Origin of the sequence: Enterobacter sp. 120016, from assembly GCF_018383635.1 — a bacterium.
Taxonomy (GTDB): Bacteria; Pseudomonadota; Gammaproteobacteria; order Enterobacterales; family Enterobacteriaceae; genus Enterobacter; species Enterobacter asburiae_D.
On sequence record NZ_JAHAWC010000021.1, the window covers coordinates 24,029 to 41,375 of the forward strand.

The following is a 17,347-nucleotide window of genomic DNA, read 5'->3' on the forward strand; positions in this document are numbered from 1 at the left end:
TCTTTTGGCGTTTCTTTTACACGAATTGCGTTAACCCGGAGATTATGAAGACACATCCACAGTACGAACCCTGGCTGCAGGGCATGCTTATCATCGCGAAACACTACCGGCTGGATTTCTCAGCGGAGCACGTTCGGGTCACGATTAACCATGAAAGCCAGTCTCCACGCCAGCTGGTACTGGAGGAGATGGCGCGCCAGCTTGGGCTGGGGATGCGTATGGTGGCGGCTGAAGCGGTATCCCTCGATCCGTGGCGCCTGCCGCTGCTGGCGGAATTCACCGGCGGACAAATCGCGGTCATTAACCGCATGGACAGCGAAGGCAACGTCAGCCTGCAGTTTAGCGGCGACGCGGGGCTGGAGACGACCCTGACGCGTGATGAACTCGGGGCGCGGTTAAAAGGGCTGATGGTGTTGCGCCCGCTCGAATCCACGCCGGATGCCCGCGTGGACGATTACATCAAACCCTATGAGAAAAACTGGTTCTGGCAGCTGGCGCTGAAAGACTGGCGACGCTACAGCGACATTATGCTGGTGGCGCTGGTGGCCAACGTGCTGGCGCTTTCCGGCATGGTCTTCTCCATGCAGGTCTATGACAGGGTGGTGCCGTCGCAGTCGGAAGCCACGCTGTGGGTGCTGTTTGGCGGCGTGATGATTGCCATCGTGTTCGAATTCATCATGCGCATGCTGCGCGTGCATATTTCTGACGTGGTGGGGAAGCGCGCCGACCTGCGTATCTCTGAACGCGTTTTTGCCCACGCGCTGCGGATTAAAAACGGCGCGCGATCCAAATCAACCGGATCCTTTATCGCGCAGATCCGCGAGCTGGAGTCGGTGCGGGAGCTGATCACCTCAACCACCATTGCGGCCATCTCCGATCTGCCGTTCTTCCTGCTGTTCGTCTTTATTCTGTGGATGATTGGCGGCCCGCTGGTACTGGTGGTCCTGCTCGCCGTGCCGCTGCTGCTCATCCCCGGCCTGCTGGTGCAGCGCCCGCTGGGGAAACTCTCCAGCGAAGGGATGCGTGAATCCGCCATCCGTAACGCCACGCTGGTGGAAGCGGTGCAGGGCATTGAAGACATCAAGCTGATGCGCGCCGAACAGCGTTTCCAGAACCAGTGGAATAACACCAACGACGTCGCCGCCAGCGTCGGCATGAAGCAGCGCTGGCTGACGGGCCTGCTGCTCACCTGGACGCAGGAGGTGCAGTCCATCGTCTATGCGGTGGTGCTGCTGGTGGGCTGCTACCTGGTTATCAGCGGCGACATGACCACCGGTGCGCTGGTGGGAACCTCGATTCTGGCATCGCGCACTATCGCGCCGCTGTCGCAGATCTCAGGCGTGCTCTCGCGCTGGCAGTCGGCAAAAGTGGCCCGCAAGGGGCTGGACGACCTGATGCAGCGTCCGATTGACGATCCGCAGCACGGCAAGAAGGTGCACAAAGCCCACCTGCGCGGCGACTATAGCCTTGAGGACGTCGGGTTTTATTACGACGAGGAAGAGAAACTCACCGTGCTCAACATCAGCAAGCTGCAGATCCGCGCCGGAGAGCGCGTGGCGGTTCTCGGGCGTAATGGTTCCGGTAAAAGCACGCTGCTACAGCTTCTGGCGGGCATGCAGGAGCCGCAGCAGGGCAGCATCCTGCTCGACGATATTGCCCTCAATCATCTGGACCCGGCCGACGTGCGCCGCGACATGCAGCTGCTTAGCCAGCAGGCCCGGCTGTTCTTTGGCTCCGTGCGGGACAACATCCTGATGGGGAACCCGTTAGCCACCGACGACGAGATTCATCAGGCGCTGGTCAACAGCGGCGCGCTGGAGTTTGTGCGCAAGCAGAAAATGGGGCTGAACTACATCATCAACGAAGGCGGGGCTGGCCTCTCCGGCGGTCAGCGTCAGGCGCTGCTGCTGGCGCGCGCGCTGATCACCTCCCCGAATATCCTGCTGCTGGACGAGCCTACCGCCTGGCTGGACGAAATGAGCGAGAAGCAGTTTATACAGCATCTCCACAAATGGCTGGGGAAACGCCGGACGCTGGTGGTGGCGACGCATCGCTTGCCGATTCTGGATTTGGTCGACCGCATCATTGTGCTGGAAAACGGCACGGTGGTGATGGACGGCCCGCGCGATGCGATCCTGAATCAGCACGGTATGGCGCCGCAGAAAGCCGCGCAGCGTACCGTGACCATGAAGCCAGCGGCGGTTGCCGAGGAGGGCGCGGCATGAATGATTTCTCCCGTTTCAATAGCCGACTGAAGGAGCCACGCCTGCCGCGCTCGTCACTGGTGGCATGGTCGCTGTTTACCCTGCTGGCGGTGTTTATCGCATGGGCAAGCCTGTTCCATCTTGATGAAGTGACGACCGGCAGCGGCAAGGTCATACCGTCTTCTCATGAGCAGGTCATTCAGTCCCTGGAAGGCGGCATTATCCACAGCCTGATGGTGCGTGAAGGTGACATTGTGGAACGCGGCCAACAGCTCGCGCAGCTAGACCGAACAAAAACCGAGTCGAGCGTGCTGGAGAGCGAGTCTCGTCTGAATGCGGCGCTGGCAACGGCGGCGCGCCTGAAGGCCGAGGTGAACGACACGGAGCTTGCGTTCCCGGAAGAGCTGGATGACGACGTTGAGCTGGTTAAACAGGAAACGGCGCTCTACCAGTCCCGTCGTGAGAGCCTCGAAAAAGGGCTGGCCGGGCTGCGTCAGGGCGCCGAGCTGGTGCAGCGCGAGCTGTCGTTGACCCGTCCGCTGGTGACCCAGGGGGCGGCCAGCAAGGTTGAGGTGTTACGTCTTGAGCGTCAAAAAAATGAGCTTGAGAACAAAATTACCGAGATGAAAAACCAATATTACGTTCGCGCCCGTGAAGAGCTGGCGAAAGCCAATGCGGAGATTGAAGCCCAGCGTTCGGTGATGAAAGGGCGTGCGGACTCCCTGACCCGGCTGACCTTCAATGCCCCGGTTCGCGGGATCGTCAAGGATATTGACGTCACGACCGTGGGAGGCGTTATCCCTCCGAACGGCAAGCTGATGAGCCTGGTCCCGCTTGACGATCAGATGGTGGTCGAAGCGAAAATCTCGCCGCGCGATGTGGCGTTTATTCATCCCGGCCAGAAAGCGCTGGTGAAAATTACGGCCTATGACTACTCCATTTACGGCGGGCTGGAAGGGGAAGTGACCATGATTTCGCCGGACACCCTGCAGGATGAGGTGAAAAGGGATGTGTACTACTATCGCGTCTATATTCGTACCGACAGTAACCATCTGACCAATAAGCAAGGTCAGGAATTTCCGGTCTTTCCGGGCATGATTGCTACCGTTGATATTAAAACCGGCAGCAAAACCATTCTGGATTATCTGTTGAAGCCGCTGAACAAGGCAAAAGAGGCGCTGCGGGAACGATAGTTGAATGGCGTTCGGGACACCGAACGCCTGCTGGATTATACGGTTGACGTCACGCTGTGAGCGTGGCGTCGCTCTTTGGGCACAACGTTGATGTAATGCGTAACATAGGCAAAATATAACCCGGCATAATTTTCGACAAGTTCGATAAACGCCGGGTATATCGACATCCGACCATCACCACGATCTTTAAGATAACCCGCCTCCTGTGCCGATTTGATAATTCGGTTGACGTGGATGCGTGAAACAAAAAATTCTTTAGCGAGCGAACTGGCTGAATAGTCAATAACCGCACCGTGAGCAGATTTGTTTTTCATGGCCTGCAGATAAATATAAAGCATAATCATGCGACCGCCATCCTTATCAATAAATAACCCCACTTCCGGTAAAACCTTTCTGAACGTTAATCCCCGAAAAAGATATTCTGCCGCACGGCGGAAGAAGTTGTTTCTCAAAACATCATTATCCAGCAGGTTAACATTAATATTAAATGCGGGGTACAGAATGCTGACGGGCAAAAATGCGCCGGACATATAGCGTTTAAGTTCATTCAAACCTTTTTCGGTTGGCGCGATTCTCGTTTTGCGTCGGTCTTCCGTGCAGCGCCAGGTCCTGATGCGCCCGGTGGTTCTCAGTATCGTAATGATCGCAATAACGCTGTTGGGGCTGGCTATCTTATAGCGAGAACATAACTCTTTTATCTCTGAAACTGACTCCGCCTGATTTCCAAAAATAAAACAACACATGGAGAGAATAATGTTAAACCGTGATTCCTGCAGCATTGTTTTGTAGAAAAGAGGTTGTTTTTTGTAGATGGTATCATTAATTGTGTAGTGCTCTAATATTGCCTCACCGAATCGCGGATTGTTCTTTATAACATCCCTTCGATGTAGCAAGGCCCTGGATGAGACGTGATTATCCATAGCATTTTTCTCGTATTTAAATGAGCCGATAGATGAAGCGTTTAGTCTTCTTTTTCGGAATTCACATTATACCCTGAGAATGAGATGTTTGCCGGTGTTATTTGCAAAGAAAAGTATATTTAAGCCGTAGTGATTAACGCAAAGATGTTCCTGTGAGTTCGGCTGATAAATGTTTCTTAGCCTGAGGCTGTACTGTAAAATTAATGTTTATAACAGGTGCGTTAAATTTTACGCATTCACAAATGGAAATGGTGCTTCAGTGCCCAGGAGCAGGTTATGACCCACAAAATTTCTATGAGAAATGGGGCGTGCGATGAACAAAAATATGTCATCTCAGCCTGCGGTTTTACGTTCCAGGGATATCGTCTGCTCCTTAACCAGTACGGTATACAGGCTTCGCATATTCACTTTGACGGTGATGAGGTATCCCAACAGGATATGGAAAATATCCTTATAAATCAGAATGCTCATATTGTAGCGTTTCTCGGAAAAGGTATCGTCAATCTCCTGGAGAGCCTGAAGCGGCTGGCATCCGTACTCAATACGCTTCCCGTTATTCGACGCGTCACCCTGTATGGTGACATACCGGATGGCTGGCTGTATCGCACCCTGGGCAGTCTTTTAAATAACAGCTATCAATTATCATTGATTCGTATTGCCCGCGTTTCAGATGTCATAACCTGTTCTCATACGCAACATAACGTTTTTAAGGATCGTTCGTACTTATTACGCGATCGCAGCAGGGATAATGCTTCGCAAGAAAACGTAAAATGGCTAACAAAAAGAGAGATTGACGTTTTATTAAATTTCTACCGCGGCATGTCCGTAAAGGAAATGTGCGACGAAATGGGGCTTTCTAATAAAACGGTTTATACCCACCGTAAGGAAGGTGTGCTGAAATTACGCTTAATTAAGCGATGGTTACACGACCCGCACAATTTTAAAGCGGAGGGGGGGATTAAACATCAGCGTCAAAAAAGAGAATTCACGGATAAGGAAACGGAAATATTTAATGCGCTACTTAAAAGAGAGATCTTCCCTGCCTATCAAATAATTACCGATCGTGACAAAAAAGGAGTAGGTTTTGAAATACTGATCCGCTGGAATAAAAACGGTAAAATTGTCAAGCCAGCCAGCTTTCTCACGGATATCTCAAATCATGAGGTATGGTTAAAAATAACCGCGTTAGTTATCCATGCTGCCGTGTCGGGGATCAATAAGTATAATGGCAAATACTATTTTTCAGTAAATATTCCACCTCGCCTGGCTTCAGGGAACGCATTGCCTGATATGGCAAGGAAGGCGATCGACATGCTGCTCAAACCGCAATGGGCCGAAAAGCTGGTCTTTGAATTTGCAGAAGATATTGACGTGACGAAGGACAAAAGGATCCCTGAAACCATGCGGCATTTACGTAATACTGGGTGTCGATTGTTTCTGGATGACTGTTTCTCTAATCATCAAACCATGTTCCCGGTGCGGCAGGTGCATTTTGATGGACTCAAGCTGGATCGGGACATCGTTGAGCATTTTGTGGCAAACGACAATGACTATAACCTGATTAAAGCGATACAGTTTTATAGCGACATGACCGGAACGGACTGTATTGCGGAGGGGGTGGATAGTGAAGAAAAGTTTGAGAAATTAGTCGCGCTGGGCGTGAAAAACTTTCAGGGGTATTATTTATCGCGCGCCGTGAAAGAGGAAGAGTTAGACCGCATGGTGAGGTTGTTTAGCTAAGAAAAAATAAAGCCCCGAAGGGCCTTTTATTATTTTCGACCCAGCAACAGGCCGAGAACAATACCGACCGCACCCGCTGCGACGAGGCCGGTGAGGGGGTTATTTCTGACAGCTTCAGTGACGTCGGAAACGGCATCGCTGGCCTGCGCGGCATATTTTTTAGCCGCACCTTTGACCTGATGCTTAGGTGAATCTACGAATTCACCAAACTGCTGCTGCGCTGAACCTGCAAGTTCATCAAATTTATTTTTTGCTTTGTCTTCTGCAAACTGGGTGTTTTTATCAGTACCGAGATCGGACATTTTCGCCTCCTTTTGTTGATATTTAAAGGATAGCCGCTCTTTGCGGATGTGGGAGACGAAAGGTTAATTTCGGCACCTGGCAGGGCTGTTTTCGGATATATCTCTGTGCGAGGGCTCGCACAGAGAGACGTTGTTATTCGGCAAAACTCAGCAGCGCGTCGCCATCAAGACGATAGCGAACCCATTCGGACTGCGGCAGCGCGCCTATGCTCAGGTAAAAATCAATCGCGGGCTGGTTCCAGTCCAGCACGCTCCATTCAAGGCGGCCGCACTGCCGTTTTACCGCGAGCTGCGCGATATGTTTCAGCAGCGCTCTTCCCGCACCTTTACCGCGATAGTCCGGGGAAATGTACAGGTCTTCCATGTAAATACCGTTGCGTCCTAGCCAGGTAGAATAGCTGGTGAAGAACACGGCATAGCCGGCGATCTTACCTTCACACTCCGCGATCAACGCTTCGGTTTGACTGCCGGTCCCAAAGAGCGTTTCCCGGATCTCCTCCGGCGTGGTAACCACTTCTTCCGGCGCTTTTTCATACACCGCGAGCTCGTAGATCATGGCGTAAATTGCCGCCGCATCTTCGGGACGTGCCTGACGAATGGTGATGCTCATTGTTTTTCCTGTTTTTTAGCCTGTGTTTCGATTGATGGCGTTAAGCATACGGAGTATTGTCCGAAGAATTAAGTGCAATGAAATCAACAAATGATGAATATTATGCATCCGGTGCTGAGACGCCTTGATTTAAACCTGCTGCCCGTTTTCGACGCGATTTACCGCCACCGTTCCGTTCGGCTTGCCGCTGATGAGCTGTCGATGAGCACATCGGCACTGAGCCATGCGTTGTCGCGTTTGCGCATCACCCTTAATGACCCGCTATTTTTTCGGGAAGGGCATCGCATGTCCCCCAGCGTGTATGCCTCTCAGCTTGCGCCTTCCATCGCCTCCGCACTGTCGTTCCTGAATCATGAGCTGACCCCGCAGCCGGAGTTTGACCCGGCCAGCAGTACCGAAAGCTTACAAATTGGGATTACGGACTTTACCGCGCTGTGCATTTTCCCCGCGCTGATGCACAAGCTGCAGCTTGCTGCCCCGGGTTTGCGTTTCGAATTGCGCTATCTGCCGCACAGCCCGGCGCTGACGGAACTGCTGGCGGGCGAAGTGGATCTCGCGCTGGGGTTCAGCACTCAGGATGATATTCGGCACCCGGAACTGGAAGAGATCGGCTGGTTTGAAGATGAGTATGTGGTTATCAGCAGCGCGCGCCGGACGCGTCTGACGCTGGAGGATTATTTCGCAGCCCGACACCTGGTGGTGACGCCATGGAATGAGAAGCAGGGCGTTCTGGACGTGCGGCTCGAACAGCTGGGCTATACCCGACAAATCGCGATCAAAACGCCGTCGATGCTCAGCGCGCCGTTTATCGTTGCGGAAAGCGACCTGCTGATGGCGATCCCCCGTTTTGCCGCTGAGAAGCTGACGGCGGCGGCGTACCTGAGGATTTTTCCTTTACCGTTTTCGATACGCACGTTTGAAGTGAAAATTTACTCGCATAAACGCAGCGGCCAGCGGGGCGCGACCCGCTGGCTTAAGGAGCAGCTGCAAACGCTGGCGCAGGCGCGTCATTCCGGGCTGTCCGGCTCCCAGGAGAGGATGTCGCCGGGTTGACACTGCAGAGCCTCGCAAATTTTCGCCAGCGTATCAAAACGTATCCCTTTCACCTTGCCGGACTTGAGCAGCGACAGGTTTTGCTCAGTGATCCCCACAAAGGCTGCCAGTGCTCTGGACGTCATTTTCTTCTCTACCAGCATTTTGTCCAGATGAACCACGACAGCCATAATTAGATGAACTCCTTATTTTCTTCTTCCGCTTTGATGCCTTCGACCAGGGAGTGAAACGTTACCAGCAGCAAACCGCCTGTTAATAACAGAACAAAATCCCCAAGCAAAAGGGTGACCTGATAGTAATGTCCCGGCCACGCGATCGTCAGCGGGATCAAAAAGCGGCAGACCGGCAGTGCGATCCCAAGGCTTAGCATCGCGATGGCAATCTTGCGAACGCTGTTTGCCAGGGCCCGGGAGAGGATCTGTTTTTGACGAACCTGTCGCGTGACGCTCATTCCCTGCCAGACAGCAAAGGCAAACAGCCCCGCCGGGAGATAAAGGATCGCCAGCAGGAGGATCTGGCGGAGCGGCGAAACCGTCGAAACCGCCAGATCGTCATTCTGAACCTCAGCGAGCTTTAGCAGAGTGGAAATAAAAAACGACTCGCCGGTGAAATAGATCCACAGAGGGGTGACTAATACCAGGATGAGAAAGAGCGGCAGCACCCCTGCGATGAGCACCAGACTGAGTTTATCCCTCGCACCATTCACGTCGAACCTTCCTGAATATTTCATATTATTTTAAGACCAGCATGCTCAAGCATGACATAAGCATCAGCGCGATGGCAATCTTGCCGCCGTTCAGACAGTTAGCTCCGTGTTTCATCCAGGGTTTTGGCCACACGTGATACACGCTAAAGGCAAGATAAGATGCCTGAATCACCCAGGTGAGCATTCTGAAAAAGTAACCTGGAGTATTCAGATGGGTGATAGTTTGCATCATCTCCATGCTATACAGAATTATTCCCACGGTCAGCACTGTGTTCACCAGCCGAAGTTTATACTGCGCGGCCCAGGTTCTGTACGCAAACAGCAGGGCCGAGACGAAGGTCAGTATCGCCCAGAGAATATCAATCCAGTTCATGATGCGCCTCTGCCGTATGAGATGGCTGGGTTAATAGCAGCCGTATGGCCGGGACAACCACCGGCCACGCGGTGTCGGACAGGATCACCACGGCGCTTTTACGCTCTCGGTCGAAGGCAATTGCGGACGCGAATCCCGACGATTCACCATCATGCCATGTGATATCGCGCCCCTGAATGCGCGTGGTGAACCAGCCATAGCCCACGCGTGAATCGGGATCGTCAGTCGCAAACTGCGGCGTCATTGCGTCGCTCCATGCGAGCTGGCCTGCCAGCAGCGACTGAGCGTAATGGGCCATGTCGACAATGGTTGAACGTACGCCTCCGGCAGGGGCAAATGCGTGCATTATCCACGGCGCTTCGCTCAGGCCGGAAGCGGACCGACCCTGGCTGAACGTGGAAGAGGCGGGCGCCGTATCACTGGCGACGACGGAGCCTGTCATGTGCGCCTGAGCGAATATTCGCGTTTGCAGGAGGTCAGCAAAAGATTGATGCGATGCACGCGCCAGCGCCAGTCCCAGCAGCGCGTAGCCGGTGTTGGAATAGTCAAATCCGGCCGGGCGCTCGACGCTGGCTTTATTCACCATGTCTATTAATGTCTCCTCATCGAAGTTCCAGAAATTGTCACGCAGGATGATGGTCTTAATCACCTGAACTTTCTCGGGTAACGACGTCGCCAGCTGCGGAAGGCCGGAGCGATGCGAAGCCAGCTGCGCCAGAGTAATATCGCTCGCCGGGCCTGCGATCTCCGGAATAAGTTCACCGACGCGGGTTTGTGGCGCCGCTTCGCCGCGTCGCTGCGCCTCAATCAGCAGGCTGCTGGTCATGGTTTTGGTCAGGCTGGCGATTTCATACTGTTTTGTAAAATCGCTGCCCCACAGGGCGTACTGCACGCCTTTTGGCGTGATAAGTGCGACGGCAACGCTGCCACGCGCGCCGCTGAGGAGTGGCGTCAGGAACGAGACGATGGTTGCATCACCCGTCTGGCGCGGGGACGGCGTGCTGACGCCCGGCTGCAGGTAGATGCCTGCGGCAATCAGCGACACAAAAACAACCCCTGCGGCTAACAGTCGCCTGCGGCTGTATAAATACTGTTTATTCATGGTCTGTGCCTCAGAACTCGTACTGGATCATTGATGACAAGGTGTACTGCATGCGGCTGTTAACCAGCGGGCTTTTACCCGCTTCATCAAGCAGGTAGGCTGCGCGACCGGTCACCCCAGCCGTCAGATTTTCACTGATGTGCCAGACCAGTTCGCTATCGACACCAGCTTCCTGTAAACCCGATGATGGTGAATAGGCATCAAACCCGGTGCGCTGAGACTGGCTCGCGGTGACGCCATAATGGCGCTGCTGATAGCCGCTGTTCGCCCAGGTGATGTCACCTGCGACCGAAAATTCGACGTCCCGCCCGCGCCAGAGGGTGGACTTTACGCCGCTGTTCACGGTCCTCGCCAGCTGCTGCGTCTCGCCACCGTACCGGTGTTTTTGCGTTGCGCTTAACGCGCGCAGCCATATCGTCCAGTCCTCGCGTTGATAACGCATTTCCGCGCCCGCCATCAGCATGTCGGACATATCGCCCATTCCCTGGAGGTCACGGTTTTTTCGAGTGGAGAAGGGGTAGTTAACTGTCTCTTTTCTACCCTCATCAGAGGCCAGCAGCAGGCTCAGGGCAAACGGGGCGTCGGGGTGAAGTGTCCATGCCAGCCCCTCCGTGGAGAGATCCCATTGCCCCCAGTCTTTACTCTTCAGACTCAGGCCGCCCTTCAGCAGCGGTCCGGGCGCGTAATGCCGCGATCCCGAATAAACGGGACTGACCGCAACGCCCAGACCCGCGTAGCCGGACAGCTCCGCACCGTGTAAGGGGGCGCAAAGCACGATCCCCGCGAGCGAAACGCCATACAGCAGACTTCTTTTCATTCAATGCCTCTCCTGGCAAAGGGTAAGGTGAAGTGCGTGCAGGCTAGCCTGGTGTTTATCGTAAAACAATAAACATTTATTGTTTTACACTAAAATTGGTAGGTATGCTAACGTACTCACGATAAAAAGAGATGCGGCCGGGGAGGAAAGTACGATATCGTAACTCTATGATTGAATGAGAAGTTCGCAGGAACGCCGTCGCAACAGGACGATAAATGATTGATGACATCCGTTATCTGATAGTGTTTGCAAAGATTGCTGAGGCAGGATCCATTTCAGGTGGGGCAGAAGCGTTAGGGCTTACAACCGCTACGGCAAGCACGCATTTATCAAAGCTGGAAAAAAATCTTGGCTGCGCGTTGCTCTACAGAAACACCCGTAAACTCTCTCTGACCCACGATGGCGCAAATTTGCTGGAAACGGCCAAATCGATGCTGGCGCTGTATGAACAGGGGGTCATTGAATTTAAGCAGCGTTCGATATCAACGGCGAATAAGCTTACTGTTTCACTTCCTGCCGTTTTTCTGAAGAGTGCGTTTACCCGCCATCTGGCCGATTTTATAAAACGTCATCCGGGCATTTTGCTGAATATCTCTTACAGTGATACGCGCAGAGATATTATTGCCGACGGTATTGATGTTGCATTTCGAATCGGCGAACTTCCGGACAGTTCACTTAAAGCGCGCCATCTTTTCGTGCTGCCGCGCCAGGTAGTTGCTTCCCGTGGTTTGCTAAGCCATTACCCGGCGATTACGCATCCTGATGACCTGGCGAAACTGCCGTGGATTGGACTCAGTATGAGGCAGAATAACCGGGAATTCCGGCATACATCTGGGGAGGTGGCTGTCGTAACGTATACGCCTGGGGTGTATGTAGATAATGTCGAAGCCGCTTATGCCCTTGCCAGGCAACAAATTGGACTCGCCGCACCTCCTCGCTATTTAAGCGAAGAGGACGTTAAGCGTGGAGAAATGCAGGAAATACTCCCCGACTGGTCATTAGAACCGCTGAAAGTTTATGCCGTCTGGCCTTCTAATATGTCGACCAGCAGTATTGCCTACAAATTGATTAATGATATTTATAACGCGATAGAGTTTCACACGTTATAAAGGTTTTAAAATGCTAAAGAGAGCATGTAACACGCCGTAATAAGCAGCAGTCCGCCCATCAACACGTTAAAGGTACGGATCTGCTGTGTGCTTCTGAGCAGCGTCGACACCTTTTCTCCCATCAATGCCCATGCAGAAAGCGACAGGTAACAGACTAAAAAATAGACCGCTATAAAGATGAATGCTGCCGCAGGGTTTGAGGGTTCGGAAAACATCGCTGCCCCTGAGGCGCACGCGGTCCATGCTTTTGGGTTGATCCACTGCATGACAAAACCCTGAACAAAACCGGGTGCATCCGTTTTAGTTAATAACATATCGGGCCGGGACGACGCTATCTTATAGCCCAGATACATAATAAATAAAGAACCTGCAATATTAAGATACCGGAAAAACACAGGGTATTTTTCGATTGCAGCGTAAAAACCGAAACAAATAAAGATAAGCAATAAAGTAAACCCTATCGTTGCTCCGGAGACAAATGAGAAAGTCTTTCTAAAACCGTGAACGGCCCCTGACGAGATAATCACCATATTAACGGGGCCGGGAGAAAATGAAAGCGTCAGTGAAAATATAAACATTGTGAAAATGAACAGCATTTTATCTCCGTGGGTTGGCTTATCTGCATTAGAGGAGCTGTATTATTAAATCGCGACTTTACTCGTCATGTTTCGGAATACTATCTGGGAACGTACGTCAGAGTAAGTGGCCTTTATCTAAAGGTGTGTTTGATTTTTCACACCGATCGCGCAGGCTGGCAGGAGACTGTAGGCCGGGTAAGCGCAGTGCCACCCGGCAGAAATGGCGGTCAATAAGGGAGAGTCAATTTAACGGCAGGTAGATATCCGTTTGCAGCGCATGTTCCGGCACCTCGTGAATGAAGTTGAGGTAGTGGAAAAATACCGGGGCATCGCGCAGCGTTTCGCCGCTGGCCGGTAGCCAGTCGCGAAACATCGCCCACACCGTGGCGGAAATAGTATCCAGAGAACCCGTGTGACGGCATACGGCGTAACGTCCGCCGTCGATTTCGCCACTGGAAACCCCAAATTCATTTTCTGGTATCGCTTCAGCGATGCTGCCGCAGATATCGAAACGAAAGGCGTCTGCGGGCGTGGTTGCCGGGTCATCCCAGGCAATACCAAACGTGCTGCTTTCGTGTACTGGCGATAGGCCCGTGCTTTTACGCCAGGCAATAAATTTCGCCGCGCTGTCATTAACCCGATCCGGGTTGCCACGGTGCTGCAGCATTGCCACTTGGGTCTGTGGGAAATCGACAATCTTAATTTCCATCGTTTTTTGCTCCTGAAAGGTCATTTTCGGTACGCGCTGGTGCCAGTTCAGCCAGTCCGGCTGCTGCCGAAACTGACGCGGGCTTTTTCCAAACGCGTTTCTGAAGGCGCGACTGAACGATTCAGGGCTCTGGAACCCGGCATCGAGCGCAATATCAATCACCTTATCCTGAGGATTAAACGCCAGTCGCCAGGAAGCATGACGCAGACGCAGCCACTGGATATAGCGATATAAAGGCTGGCCGCTAAACGCCAGAAACTGCCGGTGAAAATGATAAGGCGAGCAGCAGGCTAACGCGCTGAGCTTCTCCAGCGTGAGCGGTTCATCGAGATGGTTGGCGATATAGTCGCACACCATCGTGAAGCGCTCGCGGTAGGCCGTTTTGATTGCATCGTTCATTGCATCCCCCTGATGACCCACTTTGCCTCACCGAACGGCCAGAATCCTGACCGATCTTGCTGATTATGGAGAGGTTATACTGGCGGCATAACGTTGTACGGCAGCAATCGCCCTGTCGTCAAATATACTGTTCAAATAGAAGGTTTACATCTTCAGGAAAGTTAAATACCATACCCCCCTATAGTATCTTAACGGAGGGCGTATGCCGCATTCACCCGAAGATAAAAAACGTATTCTTACTCGCGTCCGTCGCATTCGGGGCCAGGTTGATGCCCTTGAACGCGCGCTGGAGTCGGGCGACCCCTGTCTGGCCATCCTGCAGCAAATCGCCGCCGTGCGCGGGGCTGCCAATGGCCTGATGGGCGAAATGGTTGAAATTCACCTCAAAGACGAGCTGGTAACGGGGGAAACCACGCCGGATCAGCGAGCCGTACGCATGGCAGAAGTCGGCCATTTGCTGCGCTCTTATCTAAAATAAACCCACACACCTGACAAAAAGGGAAGACATGATGAAATCTCGCGCTGCAGTTGCATTTGGTCCCGGCCAGCCGCTCAAAATCGTTGAAATCGACGTGGCACCGCCGAAGAAAGGCGAAGTGCTGATCAAAATCACCCATACCGGCGTGTGCCATACCGATGCGTTTACGCTGTCGGGGGACGATCCTGAAGGCGTCTTCCCGGCGGTACTCGGCCATGAAGGCGGCGGGATTGTGGTGGAGGTGGGCGAGGGCGTGACCAGCCTGAAGCCGGGCGATCACGTGATCCCGCTGTACACGGCGGAATGCGGCGAGTGTAAGTTCTGTAAATCCGGTAAAACCAACCTCTGTCAGGCGGTTCGCGCGACTCAGGGGAAAGGGCTGATGCCGGACGGTACTACTCGTTTCTCGTATAACGGCGAGCCTGTTTATCATTATATGGGCACCAGCACCTTCAGCGAATACACCGTTTGCGCGGAGATATCGCTGGCGAAGGTAAACCCGCAGGCGCCGCTGGATAAAGTCTGCCTGCTGGGATGCGGCGTGACCACCGGTATTGGCGCGGTGCATAACACGGCAAAAGTCAAAGAGGGCGATACCGTTGCGGTGTTCGGTCTCGGCGGCATTGGTCTGGCGGTGATTCAGGGCGCGGTGCAGGCGAAGGCCGGTCGTATCATCGCAGTCGACACCAACCCGGAGAAATTCAAGCTGGCGGGTGAAATGGGCGCGACCGACTTCGTTAACCCGAAAGATCACGAAAAACCGATTCAGGACGTCATCGTAGAGCTGACCGACGGCGGCGTTGACTTCAGCTTCGAATGTATCGGCAACGTGAACGTGATGCGTTCCGCGCTGGAGTGCTGCCACAAAGGCTGGGGCGAGAGCATAATTATTGGCGTGGCCGGTGCGGGTCAGGAGATTAAAACCCGTCCATTCCAGCTGGTGACCGGGCGCGTGTGGCGCGGTTCCGCCTTTGGCGGCGTGAAGGGCCGTACCCAGCTTCCGGGCATGGTTGAAGATGCCATGGTCGGCAAGATCCAGCTCGACCCGTTCATCACCCACCGTTTGCCGCTGGAGCAGATCAACGAGGCTTTCGATCTGATGCATGAAGGAAAATCCATCCGCACCGTCATTCATTTCGGCGACAAGTAACTCTTCTGCCAGCGGTTTTTCACCGCTGGCGTTTCTTTAATAATCTTCTCTAAAGTGTGACCAGTGCGGCGTTTTTAGCCGTAATCTAAATCCCCACCGTGCCGATGACTATTTAACACGCATGTTTTTACGCATCTTACCTATAAGAGAGTCGACGGTCATGGACAACACTACTTCGATGCAGGCGCAGCGCAAGCTGAGCTTCTTGCATCACATCAGGCTGGTTCCGCTGTTTTCCTCCATTCTCGGTGGCATTATTCTTCTGTTTGCCTTGAGCTCGGGTCTGGCGGGGTATTTCCTGCTGCAGGCCGATCGCGATCAGCAGGATGTCACATCCGAAATTCAGGTGCGTATGGGGCTGTCGAACAGCTCAAACCATCTGCGAACCGCGCGTATCAACCTGATCCACGCCGGTGCGGCAAGCCGTATCGCGGAGATGGATGCGATGAAGCAGAACATCAGCGAGGCGGAAACGCGCATTAAGCAGTCCCAGGAGAGCTTTACCGCCTATATGAATCGTGCCGTGCGCACCGCTGAGGGCGCAGCGCTGGATGAAGATCTCAAGGCGCGATACGACGCCTATATCGCGGGCATGCAGCCGATGGTGAAATTCGCCAAAAACGGCATGTTCGAAGCGATTATCAACCACGAAAACGAAACGGCGCGCCCGCTGGATGACGCATACAACGCCGTGCTGCTGAAGGCGATCAAGATCCGCACCGACCGTGCGAATACGCTGACGGCGCAGGCGCACAGCCGCACGCAGCTGGGCCTGATGTTTATGGTGGGCGCGTTTGCGCTGGCGCTGGTGCTGACGGCGATGACCTTTGTTGTGCTGCGCCGTACGGTAATCAATCCTTTGCAGCGTGCAGCGAAACGTATCGAGAATATCGCCAAAGGCGATCTGACGATGCCGGACGATGTGGCCGGGCGCAGCGAAATTGGCCGCCTGACGCGCGATCTGCAAACCATGCAGCACTCGCTGGAAAACACCGTGGGCACCGTACGTCAGGGGGCGGAGGAGATCTACCGCGGCACCAGCGAGATTTCCGCCGGTAACACCGATCTCTCTTCGCGCACCGAGCAGCAGGCCGCGGCCATCGAGCAGACCGCTGCGAGCATGGAACAGCTGACCGCGACGGTGAAACAGAACGCCGATAACGCCCATCATGCCAGCAAGCTGGCGGAAGATGCCTCCGGCAAAGCCAGTCGTGGGGGACAGATGGTCTCCGGCGTGGTCAAAACCATGGGCAATATCTCCACCAGTTCGAAGAAGATCTCTGAGATTACCGCCGTGATTAACAGCATTGCGTTCCAGACCAATATCCTGGCGCTTAACGCGGCGGTAGAAGCGGCGCGCGCGGGTGAACAGGGGCGCGGGTTTGCCGTGGTGGCGAGCGAAGTCCGAACCCTGGCAAGCCGCAGTGCGAATGCCGCAAAAGAGATCGAAAGCCTGATCAACGAATCGGTTTCGCTGATTGATCAGGGCTCCGGTGAGGTTGTCGCCGCCGGTAACACCATGAATGAAATCGTCGACGCGGTTAAGCGCGTGACCGACATCATGCTGGAGATTGCCGCTGCGTCCGACGAACAGAGTCGCGGTATTGTCCAGGTGAGCCAGGCGATTTCCGAGATGGATAAGGTGACCCAGCAGAACGCCTCGCTGGTGGAAGAGGCCTCCGCGGCGGCGGCGTCTCTGGAAGAACAGGGCGCACGCCTGACTGAGGCGGTCGGGGCGTTTCGTCTGAGCGGTGCAAAGTCGGGCCGGGCGGTGGTGTCTGCGCCAGTGGCGAAGAACGCACCGCTGCGCCCGGCGGCAACGGTTTCCGGGGATAACTGGGAGACGTTCTGAGTGGCGTGTTTTGTCGGGTGGCGGCTTCGCCTTACCCGACCTACTTGTATTT

At 54.0% G+C, this 17,347-nt stretch carries 18 protein-coding genes; 8 read left to right on the forward strand and 10 right to left on the reverse strand.

From position 1 onward, the window contains the following. The first annotated feature begins 44 nt into the window (after positions 1 to 44). Both KIF87_RS20755 and KIF87_RS20760 read left to right on the forward strand, forming a co-directional pair. The gene (locus tag KIF87_RS20755; protein WP_213330480.1) at positions 45 to 2,225 is read left to right on the forward strand and encodes a type I secretion system permease/ATPase; all 2,181 of its coding nucleotides are present in this window, start codon (positions 45 to 47) and stop codon (positions 2,223 to 2,225) included. Further along, positions 2,222 to 3,397, forward strand: coding sequence for an HlyD family type I secretion periplasmic adaptor subunit (locus tag KIF87_RS20760; protein ID WP_213330482.1), 1,176 nt, complete (start codon positions 2,222 to 2,224; stop codon positions 3,395 to 3,397). Before KIF87_RS20755 ends, KIF87_RS20760 begins: the two co-directional genes overlap by 4 nt. A 35-nt stretch (positions 3,398 to 3,432) precedes the next feature. Here the strand turns inward: KIF87_RS20760 and KIF87_RS20765 are convergent, their stop codons facing one another. Further along, positions 3,433 to 4,317 (reverse strand): helix-turn-helix domain-containing protein, encoded by an 885-nt coding sequence (locus KIF87_RS20765; RefSeq protein ID WP_213330483.1) that lies wholly within the window; start codon positions 4,315 to 4,317, stop codon positions 3,433 to 3,435. Positions 4,318 to 4,593: 276 nt separating this feature from the next. On the opposite strand from KIF87_RS20765, the gene KIF87_RS20770 reads away from it, so the two are divergent. Then, the gene (locus KIF87_RS20770; RefSeq protein WP_213330485.1) at positions 4,594 to 6,057 is read left to right on the forward strand and encodes an EAL domain-containing protein; all 1,464 of its coding nucleotides are present in this window, start codon (positions 4,594 to 4,596) and stop codon (positions 6,055 to 6,057) included. A gap of 29 nt (positions 6,058 to 6,086) precedes the next feature. On the opposite strand, the gene KIF87_RS20775 is transcribed toward KIF87_RS20770, so the two are convergent. Together KIF87_RS20775 and KIF87_RS20780 are read right to left on the reverse strand one after the other, a co-directional pair. After that, the gene (locus KIF87_RS20775) at positions 6,087 to 6,359 is read right to left on the reverse strand and encodes an ElaB/YgaM/YqjD family protein (RefSeq protein ID WP_032657256.1); all 273 of its coding nucleotides are present in this window, start codon (positions 6,357 to 6,359) and stop codon (positions 6,087 to 6,089) included. A gap of 133 nt (positions 6,360 to 6,492) precedes the next feature. Beyond that, the gene (locus KIF87_RS20780; protein WP_213330487.1) at positions 6,493 to 6,969 is read right to left on the reverse strand and encodes a GNAT family N-acetyltransferase; all 477 of its coding nucleotides are present in this window, start codon (positions 6,967 to 6,969) and stop codon (positions 6,493 to 6,495) included. 90 nt (positions 6,970 to 7,059) lie between these two features. On the opposite strand from KIF87_RS20780, the gene KIF87_RS20785 reads away from it, so the two are divergent. Next, positions 7,060 to 8,022, forward strand: coding sequence for a LysR family transcriptional regulator (locus KIF87_RS20785; RefSeq protein ID WP_213330489.1), 963 nt, complete (start codon positions 7,060 to 7,062; stop codon positions 8,020 to 8,022). Here the strand turns inward: KIF87_RS20785 and KIF87_RS20790 are convergent. From KIF87_RS20790 to KIF87_RS20810, 5 genes are read right to left on the reverse strand one after another with little or no spacing between them, the layout of a single operon-like run. After that, positions 7,977 to 8,192: a helix-turn-helix domain-containing protein gene (locus tag KIF87_RS20790; RefSeq protein WP_024908393.1), complete on the reverse strand. Its 216-nt coding sequence runs from the start codon at positions 8,190 to 8,192 to the stop codon at positions 7,977 to 7,979. The two genes, KIF87_RS20785 and KIF87_RS20790, sit on opposite strands and share 46 nt — an antisense overlap. A 2-nt stretch (positions 8,193 to 8,194) precedes the next feature. Beyond that, positions 8,195 to 8,728 carry a DUF2975 domain-containing protein gene (locus KIF87_RS20795; RefSeq protein ID WP_213330491.1) on the reverse strand — a complete coding sequence of 178 codons (534 nt, stop codon included), beginning with the start codon at positions 8,726 to 8,728 and terminating at the stop codon, positions 8,195 to 8,197. 25 nt (positions 8,729 to 8,753) lie between these two features. Beyond that, complete coding sequence (locus tag KIF87_RS20800) at positions 8,754 to 9,101, reverse strand: hypothetical protein (protein WP_213330493.1); 348 nt, start codon at positions 9,099 to 9,101, stop codon at positions 8,754 to 8,756. Next, positions 9,088 to 10,203: a serine hydrolase domain-containing protein gene (locus tag KIF87_RS20805; protein WP_213330495.1), complete on the reverse strand. Its 1,116-nt coding sequence runs from the start codon at positions 10,201 to 10,203 to the stop codon at positions 9,088 to 9,090. Before KIF87_RS20805 ends, KIF87_RS20800 begins: the two co-directional genes overlap by 14 nt. Before the next feature lie 10 nt (positions 10,204 to 10,213). Continuing rightward, positions 10,214 to 11,020, reverse strand: coding sequence for a MipA/OmpV family protein (locus KIF87_RS20810; protein WP_213330497.1), 807 nt, complete (start codon positions 11,018 to 11,020; stop codon positions 10,214 to 10,216). Between the two features lie 215 nt (positions 11,021 to 11,235). Here KIF87_RS20810 and KIF87_RS20815 point away from each other — a divergent pair, with 215 nt between their 5' ends. Then, the gene (locus KIF87_RS20815) at positions 11,236 to 12,129 is read left to right on the forward strand and encodes a LysR family transcriptional regulator (RefSeq protein ID WP_213330499.1); all 894 of its coding nucleotides are present in this window, start codon (positions 11,236 to 11,238) and stop codon (positions 12,127 to 12,129) included. Positions 12,130 to 12,134: 5 nt separating this feature from the next. Here KIF87_RS20815 and KIF87_RS20820 read toward each other — a convergent pair whose 3' ends face one another. After that, positions 12,135 to 12,725, reverse strand: a complete 591-nt coding sequence (locus KIF87_RS20820; RefSeq protein ID WP_213330501.1) for a LysE family translocator — start codon at positions 12,723 to 12,725, stop codon at positions 12,135 to 12,137. 223 nt (positions 12,726 to 12,948) lie between these two features. Next, positions 12,949 to 13,815, reverse strand: a complete 867-nt coding sequence (locus tag KIF87_RS20825) for an AraC family transcriptional regulator (protein WP_213330503.1) — start codon at positions 13,813 to 13,815, stop codon at positions 12,949 to 12,951. 202 nt (positions 13,816 to 14,017) lie between these two features. On the opposite strand from KIF87_RS20825, the gene KIF87_RS20830 reads away from it, so the two are divergent. From KIF87_RS20830 to KIF87_RS20840, 3 genes are all read left to right on the forward strand, one after another. After that, positions 14,018 to 14,293, forward strand: coding sequence for a metal/formaldehyde-sensitive transcriptional repressor (locus KIF87_RS20830; RefSeq protein WP_003857256.1), 276 nt, complete (start codon positions 14,018 to 14,020; stop codon positions 14,291 to 14,293). Between the two features lie 31 nt (positions 14,294 to 14,324). Continuing rightward, on the forward strand, positions 14,325 to 15,443 hold the full coding sequence (locus KIF87_RS20835; RefSeq protein WP_032657150.1) for an S-(hydroxymethyl)glutathione dehydrogenase/class III alcohol dehydrogenase: 1,119 nt from the start codon (positions 14,325 to 14,327) through the stop codon (positions 15,441 to 15,443). Between the two features lie 160 nt (positions 15,444 to 15,603). Continuing rightward, complete coding sequence (locus KIF87_RS20840; RefSeq protein ID WP_213330505.1) at positions 15,604 to 17,295, forward strand: methyl-accepting chemotaxis protein; 1,692 nt, start codon at positions 15,604 to 15,606, stop codon at positions 17,293 to 17,295. Positions 17,296 to 17,347 lie beyond the last annotated feature (52 nt).